The following is a 19,729-nucleotide window of genomic DNA, read 5'->3' as shown; positions in this document are numbered from 1 at the left end:
GATCGGCGAGCGCACAGACGGACCGAGAACGACACGGAAGGCAAGCGAGTGGCAGACAACGGCACCGTGAGTGCGAGCGCGCCCGGCGCGCCCCGGCAGAAGCTCGAAAAGGTCGTCATCCGCTTCGCCGGCGACTCCGGCGACGGTATGCAGCTCACCGGCGACAGATTCACCTCGGAAGCGGCCCTGTTCGGCAATGACCTTGCCACCCAACCGAACTACCCCGCCGAAATCCGCGCCCCACAGGGCACACTGCCCGGCGTCTCGTCGTTCCAGATCCAGATCGCCGACTACGACATCCTCACCGCGGGGGACCGTCCCGACGTGCTGGTGGCGATGAACCCGGCCGCGCTCAAGGCCAACGTCTCCGACCTGCCCCGCGGTGGTCTGATCATCGCCAACTCCGACGAGTTCACCAAGCGCAACCTCGCGAAGGTCGGCTATGACGCCAACCCGCTCGAGACCGACGAGCTCTCGGACTACGTGGTCCAGCCCGTGGCGATGACCACGCTGACCCTGGGCGCCGTGGAGTCGATCGGCGCCAGCAAGAAGGACGGCCAGCGAGCAAAGAACATGTTCGCGCTCGGCCTGCTGTCGTGGATGTACGGCCGCGAGCTCGAACACAGCGAAGCCTTCATCCGGGAGAAGTTCGCCCGCAAGCCCGAGGTGGCCGAGGCCAACGTGCTGGCCCTCAAGGCCGGCTGGAACTACGGCGAGACCACCGAGGCGTTCGGCACCACCTACGAGGTCGCGCCGGCGAAGCTGAAAAGCGGTGAGTACCGGCAGATCTCGGGCAACACCGCGCTGGCGTACGGGATCGTGGCCGCCGGCCAGCTGTCCGATCTGCAGGTGGTGCTCGGCACCTATCCGATCACCCCGGCCTCGGACATCCTGCACGAGCTGTCCAAGCACAAGAACTTCAATGTCCTGACATTCCAGGCCGAGGACGAGATCGCCGGCATCGGAGCGGCGATCGGCGCGTCCTACGGTGGCGCGATCGGTGTCACCAGCACCTCGGGCCCCGGTATCTCGTTGAAGTCCGAAGCCATCGGCCTGGCCGTGATGACCGAACTGCCGCTGATCGTCATCGACGTCCAGCGCGGCGGCCCGTCGACCGGCCTGCCCACCAAGACCGAGCAGGCCGACCTGCTGCAGGCCATGTTCGGTCGCAACGGTGAATCGCCGGTGGCGATCCTGGCTCCCCGCTCGCCGTCGGACTGCTTCGACATCGCGGTGGAGGCGGTGCGCATCGCGATCAACTACCACACGCCGGTGATGATCCTGTCCGACGGCGCGATCGCCAACGGCTCCGAGCCGTGGCGCATCCCGGACGTGAGTACGTTCACGCCGATCGAGCACACCTTCGCCAAGGAAGGCGAACCGTTCCAGCCCTACGCGCGCGATCCCGAGACGCTGGCCCGCCAGTTCGCGGTCCCCGGCACCCCGGGGCTGGCGCACCGCATCGGCGGGCTGGAATCGGCCAACGGGTCGGGAAACATCTCCTACGAGCCCAAGAACCACGACCTGATGGTGCGGCTGCGGCAGGAGAAGGTGGCCGGCATCGACGTCGCCGACCTCGAGGTCGACGATCCGACCGGTGACGCCGACCTGCTGATGCTGGGGTGGGGCAGCAGCTACGGACCGATCGGTGAGGCCTGCCGGCGCGCCCGACGCAAGGGCATCAAGGTCGCCCACGCGCAGCTGCGTCACCTCAACCCGTTCCCGGCCAATCTGGGCGAGGTGCTGGGCCGCTACTCCCGCGTCGTCGTACCCGAGATGAACCTCGGTCAGCTGGCGCTGCTGCTGCGGGGCCAGTTCCTCGTCGACGTGCAGTCGGTGACGAAGGTGGAGGGAATGGCCTTCCTCGCCGACGAGGTCGAAGGCATCATCGACGCCGCGCTGGACGGCACACTGGCCGAGAAGGAAGACGAGAAGGCCAAGTTCGCGCGGCTGGCGGCGGCCACTGTAGAGACTGGAGTGAACGCATGACCGACGTGATCGGCACCGACCTCGGACTGACACCGTTGACCAAGATGAGCCTGGTCCCGACCACGGACCAGCCGCAGAAGGCCAAGGACTTCACCAGCGACCAGGAAGTGCGCTGGTGCCCGGGCTGCGGCGACTACGTCATCCTCAACACGATCCGCAACTTCCTGCCCGAGCTGGGGCTCAAGCGCGAGAACATCGCGTTCGTCAGCGGCATCGGCTGCTCTAGCCGCTTCCCGTACTACCTGGAGACCTACGGATTCCACTCGATCCACGGCCGCGCGCCGACGATCGCGACCGGACTGGCGCTGGCGCGCGAGGACCTGTCGGTCTGGGTGGTCACCGGTGACGGCGACGCGCTGTCCATCGGCGGCAATCACCTGATCCACGCGCTGCGCCGCAACGTCAACCTGACGATCCTGCTGTTCAACAACCGGATCTACGGCCTCACCAAGGGCCAGTACTCGCCCACCTCCGAGGTCGGCAAGGTCACCAAGTCGACGCCGATGGGCTCGCTGGACTACCCCTTCAATCCCGTGTCGCTGGCGCTGGGTGCGGAGGCCACGTTCGTCGGGCGCGCTCTCGACTCCGACCGGAAGGGCCTCTCCGAGGTGCTGCGCGGTGCGGCCGAGCATCGGGGCGCGGCGCTGGTCGAGATCATGCAGGACTGCCCGATCTTCAACGACGGGTCCTTCGACGCTCTCCGGAAGGAGGGCGCGGAGGAGCGGCTGATCAACCTGCGCCACGGCGAGCCGATCACGTTCGGCAGCGACGGCGAGTACTGCGTGGTCAAGTCCGGCTTCGGGCTCGAGGTCGCCAAGACCGCCGATGTCGCGGCCGATCAGATCGTGGTGCACGACGCGGAGCTCGACGACCCGGCGTATGCGTTCGCGCTGTCGCGGCTGTCCGAGCAGAACCTCGACCACATGGTGATGGGCATCTTCCGCAAGGTCAGCAAGCCGACCTATGACGATGCCGCACGCCAGCAGGTCGCAGCTGCACGTGAGGCCCGCGCGCACGACACCGCGGCGCTGCAGGCGCTGCTGCGCGGTAAGGACACCTGGTCGGTCGACTGACCGTTCTTCGGGCATCTGCCCGCCATGCTGAGCTAACGTCAGCGGTGTGACGTCACCGCTGCCGTTGGCCGCTGTCATCCTCGCGGGGGGCGCGTCCCGCCGCATGGGCCGGGACAAGGCTGCCGTTCCCGTCAGCGGTCCCGACGGAGAGACCACGCTGCTGCAGCGCATGGTGTCGATCGTGAGCAGCCGTTGCGCACCGGTATTCGTCATCGCCGCGCCGGGTCAGGCGTTGCCCGAGGTGGACGCCACAGTGGTGCGTGACGAGGTCCGCGGGGTGGGCCCGCTGCTGGCCACCGGGCGGGGCCTGCGGGCGGCGGCGGAGGCGGGCCTCGGGCACGCGTTCGTGTGCGCGGTGGACATGCCGGAGCTGACGGTCGCGATCATCGACACGCTCGCCGGTCCCGCCCAGCGGCTCGGTGTCGACGTCGTGCTGCCATGGGACGGTCGGGACCACTATCTGGCGGGCATCTACCGGACGGGGCTGCACGACGCGGTCGATGAGTTGATCAGGTCCGGGCAGCGCAGCATGCGTGCGCTCGTCGATGCGGTGGACACGCAGCGGATCGTCATGGCCGAGCAGGTGGCGCTGACCAACGTCAACACCGAAGCCGACCTGTCGGCATTGGTTCCGCCGAAATTCTCGCAGCGAATTCACTGAGATATTCCCGCAATTATTTCGGCAAGAATACGAATTCGCGGTATGCAATTCGCACGCTGAGTTCAGCGAATGCGTAGGGATCATCGTCGATGGGCACGATCTGACGACGTCGGCGACGTTCGCGGTGCTGTCTCCAAAAGCGTTGTGCTGCAACAATGTTGCAGTAGGAGCCGATGAAAGTGTCTTGTGTGGGCCACTATTGAGGTGCACTAAGTACCCGCTCACCGGCGGCCCGCCGTTGCCTGCCGACACGGTCATCTCGAGTAAAAGTCGTGACTCTCTAGAATGGTTTCTCTTCAACTCGTTTTCGGTTGTGCCGCAGCCATATCCGTGCCGCGGCCACGGCGCGAAGACGCCGAGGCGCGGTCGCGCACTGTGCTCTCGCCATAGGGCACGCCGGCTGCCGGAGGGGAGGTCGAGCCGGGGTGTCGGGGGTCACAAAATCGCCGTGATTTGGCTCACCTGCACGACTTCTTGCGCAGTCTCCGACGCCGGCGTCAAACGTCGCCGCGACCAGCACGGACTCTCGAATATGGCGTCGTGATCGTTTCGTGATCTGACGGCAATTCGGCCGTCACCCGAGATGACTTTGCATAGCCGTCTTTGTACGGTCCCAAACAGCTTCTGAACGGAGCTCATAACTCAAAACCACGAACCAGCGTGTGTGGGCCACGAGAGGCGCATCAGCCTCCGCCGGCGCCGGACATCTCCGGCGAGATCGACCCGATCTCCTTCAGTCGCACCTGACCGAGACGGTGTGACCCGACAATCCCCGCCTGCAACAGGCAGCACGGCCGTGCGTCCGCATGGCCTGTTTCGGCGCGCGCTAGGCGAAAGGACGAAAGTTGAAGAACATCCGCAAGACGTTTGGGCTGGCCAGCATTGCCGGCGCGCTCGCCGTGGCACCCATGGCGGCAGTCACGGGCTTTGGGGCCGGAACCGCGAATGCGGACAGCGTCAACTGGGATGCCGTCGCGGCCTGCGAGTCGGGCGGCAACTGGGCCATCAACACCGGTAACGGGTACTACGGCGGCCTGCAGTTCACGATGAGCACCTGGAAGGCCAACGGCGGCACCGGCTCGCCGCACGGCGCCAGCCGCGAAGAGCAGATCCGCGTGGCCGAGAACGTGCTGCGCTCGCAGGGCATCGGCGCGTGGCCGGTGTGCGGTCGCCGCGGCTGACCCCTTTAGCACGCTTCGCGCGAGGCGGTGTCGACTTCGGTCGACACCGCCTCGTTTTTCTCAGCTTTCTCACAGGTCTCTTACACCAGTTAAGTAACGTCTAAAACTTCATTCCCATCGGTAACAGGTGATGTTCGTCACCCGACAGACCAGACAGCCGCAGCGTGAGACGCCTTCGTCGCATGCGGGCCTTGAGTCACAACGGTCGGGGAAGGACCGCAGAAATGAACGTTCGCTCGCTTGTCAGCAAGGGCCTGATGGCCGCCGCGCTCTCCGGAGCCTTCGCCGCCGTGCCGATGGCTCTCGACGGCGCCACCGCGACGGCACACGCCGACTCGGTCAATTGGGACGCCATCGCGCAATGCGAGTCGGGCGGCAACTGGAGCATCAACACGGGCAACGGGCACTACGGCGGCCTGCAGTTCAAGCAGGCCACCTGGAGCTCCAACGGCGGCACCGGCAGCCCGGCGACGGCGTCGCGCGCCGAGCAGATCCGCGTCGCGGAGAACGTGCTGCAGAGCCAGGGCCTGGCGGCGTGGCCCAAGTGCGGTGCGGCGGGCATGCAGGCCGCGCAGGTGTGGGGCAAGACCCCGGCGCCGGCCACCGCTGCGCCGGCCACCGTGCCCGTGGCGGCCAAAGGCTGCGCGAACCTCCCGACGTCCGCCCTCGGCGGCTTCCTGAACCTGCAGAAGATGTGCTCGGCGTTCCTCACTCCGCGCGCAGGGCGCTGAGCCGTCTCACCTCAGCGGTACGGCGAACGCCGACCGCGCCGCGATCGAGGCCAGATGCGCGCTCACGAAGCGCTCGGGTAGCAGCGCCGTACCCCAGCTCGCGGCCGCGCCCAGCGCGGCGGGCCGCGCGTTCAGCACACGTCCGATGGCTGCCGCCTCGAACACCAGCGCGCGCACCCGGCGTCGGCGAAACGCCGCGAACGCGCTGAACGCGCTCGCCAGATGCGACTCCTGTGCCACGCACCGCGCGAGCACGGCCGCGTCTTCGATTCCCTGACAGCCGCCCTGCCCGAGATGCGGCCGCATCGGGTGCGCCGCATCGCCGACGATGACCACCGGCCCGCGGGACCAGTGTCGCGGCGCCGCGCGGTCGTAGAGGTCGTTGCGAAGCAGATTCTCCGGCGCTGTCGCCGCCAGCAGCTGCGGGACCGGCGCGGCCCATCCCGACAGCAGACGGCCCAGATGGGCGTGCTCACCGTCCGGGGCGTGCCCGCCCTCCGGCGTCCGCTCGGTCGCGAACCAATACGTGTGCTCGGTGTCCAACGGCACGTGACCGACCTGAACGCCCGGCCCGAGCGTCTCGCCGGCCACATCCGGGTCCAACGGGATGTCGGCGACACCCCGCCACGCGGTGTAGCCGACATAGCGGCTCGACAGTTCGCCGTTGAGGGTGCTCGCCACCACCGAGCGGACGCCGTCGGCGCCGATCACCGCGTCGGCGGCGAGGACATCACCGTCGGTCGTCGCGACCTGCACGCCCGACCCGGTCGTCGACACCGTCATCACCGATGCCCCGGTCACCACCGCGCCCACCGGCAGTGCCGCGGCCAGCAGGCCGGTCAGCGTCGACCTGCGCACCACGACCAGTGGTTCCCCGAGTGCGGTGACCATGCGCTCGCCGGCCGGTCGTCGTAACCACCGCCCGCTGCGCCAGCGGATCGCGCCTGCGGTGACGCGGCCGCCCGCGTCGCGAACCGCGTCGCCCATCCCGATGTCGTCGAACGCGGCCAGCGCGTTGGGCCAGATGCTGATTCCCGTGCCGGCCCCGACGTCCGTTCGCTGCTCGAGCACCAGGACCTCGTGACCGTCGCGGTTCAGCGCGACGGCGCTCGCCAGTCCGGCGATGCCGGCCCCGACGACGATGAACCGCGCTGACACGACCTGACCCTAGTCGCCGGCTGTGTTACGAAAGTGGGCATGGCCCCCGATTCGCCGTTCGACGATCTGGACACGTATCTGTCACTGCCCCGAGTGGGCGGTCTGGCGATCACGCCCGACGGGTCACGCGTCGTCACGACGGTGTCCGAGCTCAGCGACGATCGCACCGAATTCGTCTCGGCGATCTGGGAATTGGACCCCGCCGGCACCGCGCCGGCGCGCCGGATCACCCGCGGCCGCACCGGCGAAACGGCGCCGGCGCTCACCCCGGACGGCGATCTGCTGTTCCTCGCATCGAGGGACACCGCCAAGGACGACAAGCCGCCCAAGGCGCTGTGGCGCCTGCCGGTGGCCGGGGGAGAGGCGACCCGGATCGCAGCCTTTCCCGGCGGAGTCGATGCCGCGGCGGTGGCACGTGGCGGCGATGCCACCGTCGTCACGGCACCCGTTCTGCGCTCCGCGCGAGACGTCGACGACGACCGCAGACTGCGCGACGCGCGCACGACAGCCAAGATCTCGGCCGTGCTGCACGCCGGATATCCGGTGCGCCACTGGGATCACGACCTCGGACCCGACCAGCCTCACCTGTTCATCGACAACCGAGACCTGACTCCAGACCCCGGGAATGCGTTGCGCGACGCGCACATCGACGTCAGCGCGGACGGCACCTTCGTCGTCACGACCTGGCAGATCCCCGCGCCGGCAGCGGCGGTGCGAACGACATTGGTACGTATCGACGTCGCGACCGGGGAACGCACCACGCTGGTCGATGACCCCGACGCCGACCTCGGGATGCCGGCGATCTCACCGGACGGCTCGGCGGTCGCTTTCACCCGCGAGACGTTCTCGACGCCGACGCAGGCGCCGCGAATCACGCTGTGGCTGCTGCGCTTCGGGTCGCCGCCGACAGAACTCACCGGCGACTGGGACCGATGGCCGACATCGGTCGCGTGGGCACCCGACGGCGCGGCGCTGATCGTGACGGCCGATCAGGCCGGGCGCGGACCGATCTTCACCGTCGACGTGTCGACCTCCGCCACCCAGCAACTGGTCGACGACGACTTCACCTACACCGACGTGCGGGTGGCCACGACCGGTGCGGTGTTCGCGCTGCGCAGTTCCTATGTCGCGCCGCCGCATCCGGTGCGCATCGACCCCGACGGCAGCGTGACCGTGCTGCCCTGTGTCGAGCTGCCGGTGCTGCCGGGCACCCTGACCGAGGTGACCGCCACCGCCCAGGACGAGGTACCCGTGCGATCCTGGCTGGCGCTGCCCCGCGGCGAGGACGCAGCACCGTTGGTGCTGTGGATCCATGGCGGACCGCTGGCGAGCTGGAACGCCTGGCACTGGCGCTGGAATCCGTGGCTGATGGTGGCCCGCGGTTACGCGGTGCTGCTGCCCGACCCCGCGCTGTCCACCGGCTACGGTCAAGACTTCATCCAACGTGGCTGGGGAGCATGGGGATTCGCCCCGTACACCGACCTCATGGCGGCCACCGACGCCGCATGCGAGCACCCCGGGGTCGATGCGACGCGGACCGCGGCCATGGGCGGTTCCTTCGGCGGGTACATGGCCAACTGGATCGCCGGCCACACCGACAGGTTCGCCGCGATCGTCACTCACGCCAGCCTCTGGGCACTGGACCAGTTCGGCGGGACCACCGACGGCGGTTACTGGTGGTCACGTGAGATGACCCCGGAGATGACCGCCGCGAACTCGCCCCACCGGTTCGTCTCCGACATCGTGACGCCGATGCTGGTCATCCACGGCGATCGGGACTATCGCGTGCCCATCGGAGAGGCGCTGCGACTCTGGTACGAGCTGCTCAGCTCGTCGGGTCTGCCCGCGGCCGAGGACGGCACCACCGAGCACCGCTTCCTTTATTTCCCGTCGGAGAACCACTGGGTGTTGAGCCCGTCGCACGCCACCCTCTGGTACGAGGTGGTGTTCGCATTCCTGTCCCGTCACGTCCTCGGGCAGGACACCGACCTGCCCGAAACCCTCGGGTAGCGTCGGGCGACATGAGCGCATCGGACCGCGACCACGACATCGTCCTCTATGGCGCGACAGGATTCGTCGGCAAGCTGACCGCCCTCTACCTCGCCTCCGCGGCCGGTGATGCCCGCATCGCGCTGGCGGGCCGCTCGGCGGACCGGCTGCTCGCGGTGCGCGAGACGCTGCCGGCCTCGGCGCAGTCGTGGCCGCTGATCACCGCCGACGCCTCCGATCCGTCATCGCTGGCAGCCATGGCCGCCAGCACCCGCGTCGTGATCAGCACCGTGGGCCCCTACCTGCGGTACGGACTTCCTCTGGTCGCCGCCTGCGCGGCCGCCGGCACCGACTACACCGACCTCACCGGCGAACCGCTGTTCATCCGCCGAGCGATCGACGAGTACCACAAGCAGGCGATCGACACCGGCGCCCGCATAGTGCACTCCTGCGGGTTCGACTCCATTCCCTCGGACCTGACGGTGTTCGCGTTGTACCGGCAGGCCGAGAAGGACGGCGCGGGCCAGCTCGGTGACACCAACTACGTGGTGCGGCGTTTCGCCGGCGGCATGTCCGGGGGCACCATCGCCTCGATGGCCGAGCTCGCCCGGGAAGCCGCCGAAGACCCGGAAAGCCGCCGCCTGCTCAACGATCCCTACACCCTGTCCCCGGACCGGGGCGCCGAACCCGAGCTGGGCGGTCAGCCCGACGCGCGCTGGCGACGGGGCCGCGACATCGCCCCCGAGCTCGACGGCTACTGGGTGGGCGCGTTCGCGATGGCAGTACCCAACTCCCGCATCGTGCGGCGCAGCAACGCTCTCCTCGAATACGCCTACGGCCGGCGATTCGAGTACGCCGAGCAGATGAGCCTCGGCAAGTCCGTGCTCGCGCCGCTGGCCGCGGCGATGGCCACCGGCGGGAACATCGCCGTCGTCGAGCTGGGCAGCCGGTTCCTCAACCGGGTGCCGCGCAGCGCGCTGGAACGCGTCCTGCCCAAGCCCGGGACCGGGCCCAGCGAGCAGACCCGCGAGAACGGCCACTACACCGTCGAGACCTACACGACCACCTCGTCGGGCGCCCGCTACGTGGCGCGGATGTCGCAACAGGGCGACCCCGGCTACAAGGCGACGTCGGTGCTGCTCTCCGAGAGTGCGCTGGCGCTGGCGACCGACCGTGACAAGCTCTCCGATCTGCGGGGCGTGCTGACCCCGGCCTCGGCGATGGGTGACGCGCTGCTGGGCCGGTTCCCGGCCGCCGGGGTGAGCCTGGACGTCACGAAACTGGCCTGACCGAACGCCGGTCGGACCGCGCGTGCCGGGTCTACCCTGACGCTCATGAGCGGCCTCGATGACCTGTACAACCAGATCCCCGTCCAGCAGATCGCCGGCCGGTTGGGAGTCGACGAGAGCGAGGTCGAGGGCGCCGTCAAGACACTGGTGCCCGTCCTGGTCGGCGGCCTGCAGCGCAACGCCGAGGATCCCGGCACCGCACAGGGCATCGCCTCGGCCGCCGACTCGCACGCCCGCAGCGGCCTGCTCGACGGAGGGGTCAGCGTCGATGCGGTCGACGAAGCCGACGGGTCCCGCGCTGTCGCGAAGATCTTCGGCGGCAACGACACCGGGCAGGTGGCCTCGGCGCTGTCCGGGGGTGGCGCCGGCAACAGTGACCTGATCCAGAAACTATTGCCGATCCTCACGCCGATCGTGCTCGCCTACATCGGCAAGCGGCTCTCGGGTGGCGGGCAGGTACCCGGGCAGTCGGGCGGTGGCGGCATCGGCGACATCCTGGGCAGCATTCTCGGCGGCGGCTCAGCACCCGGCGGGAACAACCCGTTGGGCAGCATCCTGGGCTCCGTGCTGGGCGGCGACAAGCCCGGCGGGATGGGCGACATCCTCGGCGGCCTTCTGGGCGGGAAGAAGTAGCCCGCGCCGTCTTCCTAGAATGGCTCGGTGACCTCCCAGCCGCTCGCCAACGCCGGACCCTCCGGGCTCGATGCCCTACCCAAGTCGTGGGACCCCGGGGCCGTCGAGAGTGATCTGTACCAGGGCTGGGTGGATGCCGGGTACTTCACCGCCGATCCCGCCAGTGGCAAGCCCGCCTACTCCATCGTGCTGCCGCCGCCGAACGTGACGGGCAGCCTGCACATGGGGCACGCGCTGGACCACACGCTGATGGACGCGCTGACCCGTCGCAAGCGCATGCAGGGTTTCGAGGTGCTGTGGCTGCCGGGCATGGACCATGCCGGCATCGCGACCCAGTCGATGGTGGAGAAGCAGCTCGCCGCGGACGGGATGACCAAAGAGGACCTCGGACGCGAGCAGTTCATCGACAAGGTGTGGGACTGGAAGCGCGAATCCGGCGGCACCATCGGTGGCCAGATGCGCCGCCTCGGTGACGGCGTCGACTGGAGCCGCGACCGGTTCACCATGGACGAGGGACTCTCCCGAGCGGTGCGCACGATCTTCAAGCGGCTGTTCGACGCCGGGCTGATCTACCAGGCCGAGCGCCTGGTGAACTGGTCGCCGGTGCTCGAGACCGCGATCTCCGACCTCGAGGTCAAATACGAAGACATCGAGGGCGAACTGGTCTCCTTCCGCTACGGGTCGATGTCCGACGACGAACCGCACCTGGTGGTGGCCACCACCCGCATCGAGACGATGCTGGGGGACACCGCGATCGCCGTGCACCCCGACGACGACCGCTACCGCCACCTCGTCGGCACGACACTGCCGCATCCCTTCCTGGACCGTCAGATCATCGTCGTCGCCGATCACCACGTCGACCCCGAATTCGGCACGGGCGCGGTCAAAGTCACCCCGGCGCACGACCCGAACGACTTCGAGATCGGCCTGCGGCACCAGCTGCCGATGCCCACGATGCTCGACACCAAGGGCCGAATCGCCGACACCGGAACGCAGTTCGACGGGATGGATCGCTTCGAAGCCCGCGTGGCGGTGCGCGAGGCGCTGGCCGCACAGGGCCGCATCGTCGAGGAGAAGCGGCCGTACCTACACAGCGTCGGCCACTCCGAACGCAGCGGCGAACCGATCGAGCCGAGACTGAGCCTGCAGTGGTGGGTGAAGGTGGAGTCGTTGGCCAAAGCCGCGGGTGACGCGGTGCGGAGCGGCGACACCGTGATCCACCCGGCGAGTCTCGAGCCGCGCTGGTTCGCGTGGGTCGACAACATGCACGACTGGACGATCTCGCGCCAACTCTGGTGGGGCCACCGCATCCCGATCTGGCACGGTCCGAACGGCGAGACCGTCTGCGTCGGGCCCGACGAGACCCCGCCGGAGGGCTGGGAACAGGACCCCGACGTGCTCGACACGTGGTTCTCGTCGGCGCTGTGGCCGTTCTCGACCATGGGGTGGCCCGACCACACACCCGACCTCGAGAAGTTCTACCCGACAACCGTTCTGGTGACCGGATACGACATCCTGTTCTTCTGGGTGGCCCGGATGATGATGTTCGGCACCTTTGTCGCCGGCGACCCCGCCATCACGGTGGACGGCACGCGGAGCGCCCCGGTGCCCTTCGAGAACGTGTTCCTGCACGGCCTGATTCGCGACGAGCACGGCCGCAAGATGAGCAAGTCCCGCGGCAACGGCATCGACCCGCTGGATTGGGTGGAGAAGTTCGGCGCCGACGCGCTGCGGTTCACCCTGGCCCGGGGCGCGAGCCCCGGCGGTGACCTGTCCATCGGCGAGGACCACGCCCGCGCCTCGCGCAACTTCGCCACCAAGTTGTTCAACGCCACGCGGTTCGCACTGCTCAACGGGGCCAGCCCGGCTCCGTTGCCGCCCGTCGCCGAGTTGACCGACGCCGACCGCTGGATTCTCGGCAGGCTCGAGGAGGTTCGCGCCGACGTCGACGATGCGCTGGACGCCTACGAATTCAGCCGCGCGTGTGAGGCGCTCTACCACTTCGCGTGGGACGAATTCTGCGACTGGTACCTGGAACTGGCGAAAGTCCAGCTCGGCGAGGGTGTTTCACACACGACGGCGGTGCTCGCGGCCGTCCTCGACACGTTGCTCAAGTTGCTGCACCCGGTGATGCCGTTCGTCACCGAGGTGCTGTGGAAGACCCTGACCGGGGGTGAGTCACTGGTGATCGCCGAGTGGCCGGCCGCCAGCGGGGTGGAACTCGATCATGCTGCGGCGCAACGGATCGCCGATATCCAGAAGCTGATCACCGAGGTGCGCCGCTTCCGCAGCGACCAGGGGTTGGGCGACCGGCAGAAGGTACCGGCGCGGCTGTCCGAGGTCGACGCGGCGGGCCTGACCGCCCACGTGCCCGCCGTCACGGCGCTGGCCTGGCTCACCCCGCCGGCCGACGACTTCACCGCCTCGGCGTCAGTGGAGGTCCGGCTCTCCGGCGGCACCGTGGCAGTCGAGCTCGACACGTCGGGCACCGTCGACGTCGACGCCGAACGCCGCCGGCTGGAAAAGGATCTGGCGGCGGCCCAGAAGGAACTGGCCGGGACCTCGGCGAAATTGGGCAACGAGGCGTTCCTGGCCAAGGCCCCGACGGACGTCGTCGACAAGATCCGGGCGCGCCAGCAGCTCGCAGGAGAAGAAGTCGACCGCATCTCGGCACGGTTGGCCGCCCTGACGTGAGCTCGACCGAACCCGCGCCCGACGAGATCGCAGCCCTGCTGCAGGTCGAGCACCTGCTCGACCAGCGTTGGCCGGAGACCAAGATCGAACCCAGCACGGCCCGGATCGCCGCGCTGCTCGAACTTCTCGGCTCGCCGCAGAAGGGTTACCCGTCGATCCACATCGCCGGCACGAACGGCAAGACGTCGGTCGCCCGGATGGTCGACGCGCTGCTGACCGCGCTGCACCGCCGCACCGGGCGCACCACCAGCCCGCACCTGCAGTCGGCCGTCGAACGGATCTCGATCGACGGCCGGCCGATCAGCCCGGCCACCTACGTCGACACCTATCGGGAGATCGAGCCCTTCGTGGAACTGGTCGATCGCCAGTCCGAGGCCGGGGGAGGGCCGCGCTGCTCGAAGTTCGAGGTGGTGACCGCCATGGCATTCGCCGCGTTCGCCGACGCGCCGATCGACGTGGCGGTCGTCGAGGTCGGTCTCGGCGGACGTTGGGACGCCACGAACGTGGTCAACGCACCCGTCGCGGTGATCACGCCGATCGGCTTGGACCACACCGACTACCTCGGTGACACGATCGCCGAGATCGCCGGCGAGAAGGCGGGCATCATCACCCGTCAGGCCGACGACCTGGTGCCCACGGACACCGTCGCCGTGATCGGCCGACAGCTGCCCGAGGCGATGGAGGTGCTGCTGGCTGCCGCGGTGCGCGCGGACGCGGCCGTCGCACGCGAGGACTCGGAGTTCGCGGTGCTCGACCGCCAGGTGGCGATCGGTGGGCAGATGCTCGAACTGCAGGGGCTCGGGGGTCGCTACTCGGAGATCTTCCTGCCGCTGCACGGCGAACATCAGGCCCACAACGCCGTCCTGGCGCTCGCCGCCGTCGAGGCGTTCTTCGGCGCCGGTGCGGAACGTCAACTCGACGTCGACGCCGTGCGCGCCGGGTTCGCGTCCGTCGCATCCCCCGGACGGTTGGAGCGGATGCGCAGCGCACCAACGGTTTTCATCGATGCCGCGCACAATCCGGCGGGGGCGGCGGCGCTCGCGTCCGCACTCGCCGAGGAGTTCGACTTCCGTTTCCTCGTGGGGGTGGTGTCGGTGATGGCCGACAAGGACGTCGACGGGGTGCTGGCCGCCCTCGAGCCCGCGTTCGACCAGATCGTGGTCACCACCAACGGCTCACCGCGCGCCCTGGAGGTCGACGCCCTCGCCGTCAAGGCCGAGGAGATCTTCGGTCCCGAGCGGGTCGTCACCGCGGCCACGCTGCCCGACGCGATCGAGACGGCCACCGCGCTCGTCGAGGACTCGGGCGGCGACGTCGACGGCGCCGGGGGCATGAGCGGCGCGGGCATCGTCATCACCGGCTCGGTCGTGACCGCAGGCGCCGCGCGCACGCTGTTCGGAAAGGACCCGGCATGAGCGCCCCGACGCCACCCGATCCGTGGAAGAGCTTCCGCGGTGTCATGGCCGGCACGCTGATCCTCGAGGCCATCGTGGTGCTGCTCGCGCTTCCAGTGGTCGGCGCCGTCGGCGGCGGCCTGACCGGAGTGTCGATCGGCTACGTCGTCGGGGTGGCGGTGCTGCTGCTGGTGATGGCCGGCGTGCAGGGCCGCCCGTGGGCGATCTGGGCCAATCTCGGCGTGCAGCTCCTCCTGGTGGCCGGTTGGACCCTGTACCCGGGGATCGGCTTCATCGGCCTGCTCTTCGTGGTGGTGTGGCTGCTGATCGCCTATCTGCGGGCCGAGGTGCTGCGGCGCCAGAGGAGGGGCCTGCTGCCCGGGCAGCAGCGCGACCCCGAACACGGTGGCTAGGAGGCCCCCGGCGTGTGGGTAGGCTGTCGGCCGTGACAGAGCGAACCCTCGTCCTCATCAAGCCCGACGGCGTGGCCCGCCGGCTCATCGGCGAGATCATCAGCAGGATCGAAGCCAAGGGACTGACCGTCGCTGCGCTCGAGCTCAAGAACGTCGACGACGCGCTCGCGCGGGCCCACTACGCCGAGCACGACGGCAAACCGTTCTTCGACTCGCTGCTGGAGTTCATCACCTCCGGTCCCGTCGTGGCGGCCGTGCTGGAGGGGCCGCGCGCCATCGCCGCGTTCCGTCAGCTGGCCGGTGGCACCGATCCGGTCGAGAAAGCCGTGCCCGGCACCATCCGCGGCGATCTCGGCCTCGAGACGCAGTTCAACCTGGTGCACGGCTCCGATTCGCCGGAGTCGGCCGCGCGCGAGATCGAGCTCTGGTTCCCCGGCCGCTGACCGGCTCGCCGACCCGCTGACGCCGCGTTTCGGGTTCCTCCGCAGTGATGTGGGATACTGGGCGCGAGCGACTGGCCTGACTACCCCGGGTTGGTCACTCGGATGAAGACTTCGACGACTGCGACCATCGCTACCCCGATGTGGCGCCGACCGTCCAGCCATCATTCAGACCGGCACCGAGAACGTCCCGTAGGGATGCCTCGGAGCGAGACCAACAACAGTTCGGGCTCATGTGGCCCGGACGCAATAGTCAGTAGCCCTCGCGTGGCCGCGTCAGCAAACGACGCGCCCGGGGGCTTGAGGAGAATACGTGGCCGACAATGACCATCTCGGTGAGAATCTGGGCGACAACCTTGCAGACCCTGCCACTGCTGCGGCCGTCGAGGCGCAGCCCGCGGAGCCGGCCGACGCCGCTCCGCCGACACCCGAACGCCTGAGGGTGCACTCCCTGGCCCGGGTGCTGGGGACCACGAGCAGACGCATCATCGATGCGCTGGTCGAGCTCGACGGACGCACCCGCAGCGCACACTCCACCATCGGCCGCGACGAGGCCGACCGCGTGCGTGAAGCGCTGGCCGAGCCCGAGGCTGTCGAGCCCGTCGCGGCACCCGAGCCCGAGCCGGTCACCGAGGAGCAGCCGGATGCGGCCGCCGAGGAGGAGCCCGAGTCGCGGCTGATCCTCGAGACGCCACCCGCGGTCGAGTCCGAACCCGCCGACTACCTGCCGTTGTTCGTCGCGCCGCAGCCCGTGCGCACCGACACCCGGGTCAGAGACGACGAGGACGACGACGCGTCATCCGACACCGACACCGACACCGACACGGACAGAGACTCTGACTCTGACTCCGACACCGACGACGACCAGTCCGGCCGGCCCTCCGCCAAGCGTCGGCGCCGGGGCCGTCGCGGCCGCGGTCGGGGTCGCGGTGAACAGAACGGTGACGAGCCGGGCACCGATGACGACGAACAGTCGGCCGACTCCGACGAGACCTCCGCGGCCGCGGAGGCCGGCGACGACACCGACGACGACAGCGGCGACGACGACAACGGTGCAGACGGGGCGACCCGCCGCCGCCGTCGCCGGCGCCGCCGCAAGTCCGGAGCCGACAACGACAACGGCTCGTCGCCCGACGATCCGCCCAACACCGTCGTGCACGAACGCGAGCCGCGCGCCAAGGGCGCCAAGGGATCGTCGGACTCCGAGATCCAGGGCATCAGCGGATCGACCCGCCTGGAGGCCAAGCGGCAGCGCCGCCGCGACGGCCGCGACGCCGGCCGCCGCCGCCCGCCGATCCTGAGCGAAGCGGAATTCCTGGCCCGGCGCGAAGCCGTCGAACGCACGATGGTGGTGCGGGACAAGGTGCGCGCAGAGCCGCCGCACGAGGGCGCCCGGTACACCCAGATCGCGGTGCTCGAGGACGGTGTCGTCGTCGAACACTTCGTGACCTCGGCGGCGTCCGCGTCGCTCGTCGGCAACATCTACCTCGGCATCGTGCAGAACGTGTTGCCGTCGATGGAGGCGGCGTTCGTCGACATTGGCCGTGGCCGCAACGGTGTGCTCTACGCCGGCGAGGTGAACTGGGAGGCCGCCGGTCTGGGCGGCGCGCAGCGCAAGATCGAGCAGGCGCTCAAACCCGGTGACTACGTCGTCGTGCAGGTGAGCAAGGACCCGGTGGGGCACAAGGGCGCGCGGTTGACCACGCAGGTGTCGTTGGCGGGCCGCTACCTGGTGTACGTGCCGGGCGCGTCGTCGACAGGCATCAGCCGCAAGCTGCCCGACACCGAGCGGCAGCGACTCAAGGAGATCCTGCGCGAGGTCGTGCCGTCCGACGCGGGTGTGATCATCCGCACCGCATCCGAGGGCGTCAAAGAAGACGACATCCACAGCGACGTCGCGCGGCTGCAGAAGCGCTGGACCGAAATCGAGGCCAAGGCCGCCGAGATCACCGAGAAGAAGGCCGGCGCGGCCGTGGCGCTCTACGAAGAGCCCGACGTGCTGGTGAAGGTGATCCGCGATCTGTTCAACGAGGATTTCTCCAAGCTGATCGTGTCCGGGGACGACGCCTGGACCACGATCAACGACTACGTCACCGGGGTGGCTCCGGAACTGCTGGCCAGGATGGAGCGCTACGAGCCTGCCGCGTCCGACGGCCCCGACGTGTTCGCGGTGCACCGCATCGACGAGCAACTGGCCAAGGCGATGGACCGCAAGGTGTGGCTGCCTTCGGGCGGCACGCTGGTCATCGACCGCACCGAGGCGATGACCGTCGTCGACGTCAACACCGGCAAGTTCACCGGCTCGGGCGGCAACCTCGAGCAGACGGTCACCCGCAACAACCTCGAGGCCGCCGAGGAGATCGTGCGGCAGCTGCGGCTGCGCGACATCGGCGGCATCGTGGTCATCGACTTCATCGACATGGTGCTGGAATCCAATCGCGATCTGGTGCTGCGCCGGCTGACCGAGGCGTTGGCCCGCGACCGCACCCGCCACCAGGTCTCGGAGGTGACGTCGCTGGGGCTGGTGCAGCTGACCCGTAAGCGGCTCGGCACGGGCCTGATCGAGGCGTTCTCCTCGACGTGTACGCACTGCGGTGGCCGCGGCATCGTGTTGCACAGCGATCCGATCGACACCGCGTCGGGCGCCGGTCGCAAGGCCGAGTCGAACGGCGGCGGCGGCGGTGGTGGCCGGCGCGGCAAGCGGGGCAAGCGCGGCGCGCGTGAGCAAGAGGTGCAGGTCGCCAAGGTGCCCGCCCATTCGCCCGGTGAGCATCCGATGTTCAAGGCGATGGCCGCGGCCAACGGCAAGCACGAGGACGACGAGGACCACGACGAGGACCACGACGAGGCCACCGGCACCGCCGACGAGGTCGCCGAGCTCGATCCGGATGCGATCCGGACCGCGGTCACCGATGCCGAGGACGAGGAGCTCGACGACGAGTTCGACGACTCGGATGACGAGGACTCCGACGACGAGGATGACGAGGACTCGGACGACGAGGACGACGACATCGAGGTGCTCGACTCGGATGACGACGATTCCGATGACGACGACTCCGATGATGACGACGATTTCGACGATGATTCGGACGACGAGGACGACCTCGACGACGACTCGGACGACTCCGACGAGGACTCCGACGACGACTCGGACGATGAAGACGAGGACCAGCAGCCCGCTGCCGTCACTGCCCGGCCCGTCCGGCAGCGCCGACGAGCCGCCGCACGTCCGGCGGGGCCGCCCAGTCACGAGTGAGCGGTTTGACCCTCAACCCGCTGCTCACGTACCCTTGACCAGTTGTCTTCCGGGCCTGCCCCACGCCGGCCCGGGGCAGGGATGAGATCCCGCACCAAGACCCGCACGCAGACCGCCCAGGTGATGCGCGCCCGCACGCGAAGTAGAGGATGACCAACGATGGCAGCGCAGAAAGCCACGTACGCGATCGTCAAGACCGGTGGCAAGCAGTACAAGGTCGCCGCCGGTGACATCGTCAAGGTGGAGAAGCTCGACGTCGAGCCCGGTGGCACGGTGTCGCTGCCCGTGGCCCTCGTCGTCGACGGAGCCGACGTGACCACCGACGCGAAGGCGCTGGAGAAGGTCGCGGTCACCGGCGAGGTCCTCGAGCACACCAAGGGCCCGAAGATCCGCATCCACAAGTTCAAGAACAAGACCGGCTATCACAAGCGCCAGGGGCACCGTCAGCAGCTGACGGTCCTCAAGGTCACCGGCATCAAGTAACGACGGGAGCGACAGACATGGCACACAAGAAGGGCGCTTCCAGCTCACGCAACGGTCGCGACTCAGCCGCGCAGCGGCTCGGCGTCAAGCGCTTCGGCGGACAGGTCGTCAAGGCCGGCGAGATCCTGGTCCGTCAGCGCGGCACGCACTTCCACCCCGGCGTGAACGTCGGCCGTGGTGGTGACGACACCCTGTTCGCGACTGCCCCCGGCGCCGTGGAATTCGGTACCAAGCGTGGTCGCAAGTACGTCAACATCGTGCGGGTGACCCGCACCGACGCCTGACTTCTTTCTCCATCGTCGAGATCGACGTTCGGGCGCCACGCACTCGCACTTTGGCGCCCAG

At 68.9% G+C, this 19,729-nt stretch carries 15 protein-coding genes and 1 pseudogene; 15 read left to right on the top strand and 1 reads right to left on the bottom strand.

Features of this window, described 5'->3' with window-relative positions; genetic code table 11:
- The first annotated feature begins 48 nt into the window (after positions 1-48).
- The 5 genes and pseudogenes from ACXYX3_RS17010 (at position 49) to ACXYX3_RS16990 (ending at position 5,635) form a co-directional block, all read left to right on the top strand.
- The gene (locus tag ACXYX3_RS17010) at positions 49-1,989 is read left to right on the top strand and encodes a 2-oxoacid:acceptor oxidoreductase subunit alpha (RefSeq protein ID WP_458608313.1); all 1,941 of its coding nucleotides are present in this window, start codon (positions 49-51) and stop codon (positions 1,987-1,989) included.
- A complete protein-coding gene (locus tag ACXYX3_RS17005) occupies positions 1,986-3,062 on the top strand; it encodes a 2-oxoacid:ferredoxin oxidoreductase subunit beta (protein WP_241206017.1) in 1,077 nt (358 codons plus the stop codon). Before ACXYX3_RS17010 ends, ACXYX3_RS17005 begins: the two co-directional genes overlap by 4 nt.
- Before the next feature lie 46 nt (positions 3,063-3,108).
- Positions 3,109-3,723, top strand: coding sequence for a molybdenum cofactor guanylyltransferase (gene mobA / locus ACXYX3_RS17000; protein ID WP_241206018.1), 615 nt, complete (start codon positions 3,109-3,111; stop codon positions 3,721-3,723).
- Between the two features lie 947 nt (positions 3,724-4,670).
- A pseudogene (locus ACXYX3_RS16995) lies at positions 4,671-4,904 on the top strand (transglycosylase family protein); the annotation flags it as partial.
- A gap of 224 nt (positions 4,905-5,128) precedes the next feature.
- The gene (locus ACXYX3_RS16990; RefSeq protein ID WP_374238388.1) at positions 5,129-5,635 is read left to right on the top strand and encodes a transglycosylase family protein; all 507 of its coding nucleotides are present in this window, start codon (positions 5,129-5,131) and stop codon (positions 5,633-5,635) included.
- 6 nt (positions 5,636-5,641) lie between these two features.
- Here the strand turns inward: ACXYX3_RS16990 and ACXYX3_RS16985 are convergent, their stop codons facing one another.
- Complete coding sequence (locus tag ACXYX3_RS16985; protein ID WP_458608312.1) at positions 5,642-6,793, bottom strand: FAD-dependent oxidoreductase; 1,152 nt, start codon at positions 6,791-6,793, stop codon at positions 5,642-5,644.
- A 39-nt stretch (positions 6,794-6,832) separates the two neighbouring features.
- On the opposite strand from ACXYX3_RS16985, the gene ACXYX3_RS16980 reads away from it, so the two are divergent.
- From ACXYX3_RS16980 to rpmA, 10 genes are all read left to right on the top strand, one after another.
- On the top strand, positions 6,833-8,803 hold the full coding sequence (locus ACXYX3_RS16980) for a S9 family peptidase (RefSeq protein ID WP_458608311.1): 1,971 nt from the start codon (positions 6,833-6,835) through the stop codon (positions 8,801-8,803).
- Between the two features lie 11 nt (positions 8,804-8,814).
- Positions 8,815-10,071: a saccharopine dehydrogenase family protein gene (locus ACXYX3_RS16975; protein WP_458608310.1), complete on the top strand. Its 1,257-nt coding sequence runs from the start codon at positions 8,815-8,817 to the stop codon at positions 10,069-10,071.
- Positions 10,072-10,116: 45 nt separating this feature from the next.
- The gene (locus tag ACXYX3_RS16970; protein WP_458608309.1) at positions 10,117-10,704 is read left to right on the top strand and encodes a DUF937 domain-containing protein; all 588 of its coding nucleotides are present in this window, start codon (positions 10,117-10,119) and stop codon (positions 10,702-10,704) included.
- Positions 10,705-10,731: 27 nt separating this feature from the next.
- Positions 10,732-13,398: a valine--tRNA ligase gene (locus ACXYX3_RS16965; RefSeq protein WP_458608308.1), complete on the top strand. Its 2,667-nt coding sequence runs from the start codon at positions 10,732-10,734 to the stop codon at positions 13,396-13,398.
- Entirely contained in the window at positions 13,395-14,813 is a 1,419-nt protein-coding gene (gene folC, locus ACXYX3_RS16960) for a bifunctional tetrahydrofolate synthase/dihydrofolate synthase (protein WP_458608307.1), read from the top strand. The genes ACXYX3_RS16965 and folC overlap by 4 nt, the downstream gene beginning before the upstream one ends.
- Positions 14,810-15,205, top strand: a complete 396-nt coding sequence (locus ACXYX3_RS16955; RefSeq protein ID WP_241206025.1) for a DUF4233 domain-containing protein — start codon at positions 14,810-14,812, stop codon at positions 15,203-15,205. The genes folC and ACXYX3_RS16955 overlap by 4 nt, the downstream gene beginning before the upstream one ends.
- A gap of 32 nt (positions 15,206-15,237) precedes the next feature.
- Entirely contained in the window at positions 15,238-15,648 is a 411-nt protein-coding gene (ndk, locus tag ACXYX3_RS16950; protein ID WP_458608306.1) for a nucleoside-diphosphate kinase, read from the top strand.
- Positions 15,649-15,958: 310 nt separating this feature from the next.
- Complete coding sequence (rne, locus tag ACXYX3_RS16945) at positions 15,959-18,901, top strand: ribonuclease E (RefSeq protein WP_458608305.1); 2,943 nt, start codon at positions 15,959-15,961, stop codon at positions 18,899-18,901.
- Between the two features lie 159 nt (positions 18,902-19,060).
- The gene (gene rplU / locus ACXYX3_RS16940) at positions 19,061-19,384 is read left to right on the top strand and encodes a 50S ribosomal protein L21 (protein WP_046366659.1); all 324 of its coding nucleotides are present in this window, start codon (positions 19,061-19,063) and stop codon (positions 19,382-19,384) included.
- A gap of 17 nt (positions 19,385-19,401) precedes the next feature.
- Entirely contained in the window at positions 19,402-19,668 is a 267-nt protein-coding gene (gene rpmA / locus ACXYX3_RS16935) for a 50S ribosomal protein L27 (RefSeq protein ID WP_043410731.1), read from the top strand.
- Positions 19,669-19,729: the final 61 nt, after the last annotated feature.

This window comes from Mycobacterium sp. Panama NTM2, assembly GCF_054355555.1.
Note: the sequence above shows the minus strand (reverse complement) of the source record. Positions and strands in the feature narration are given on the sequence as shown.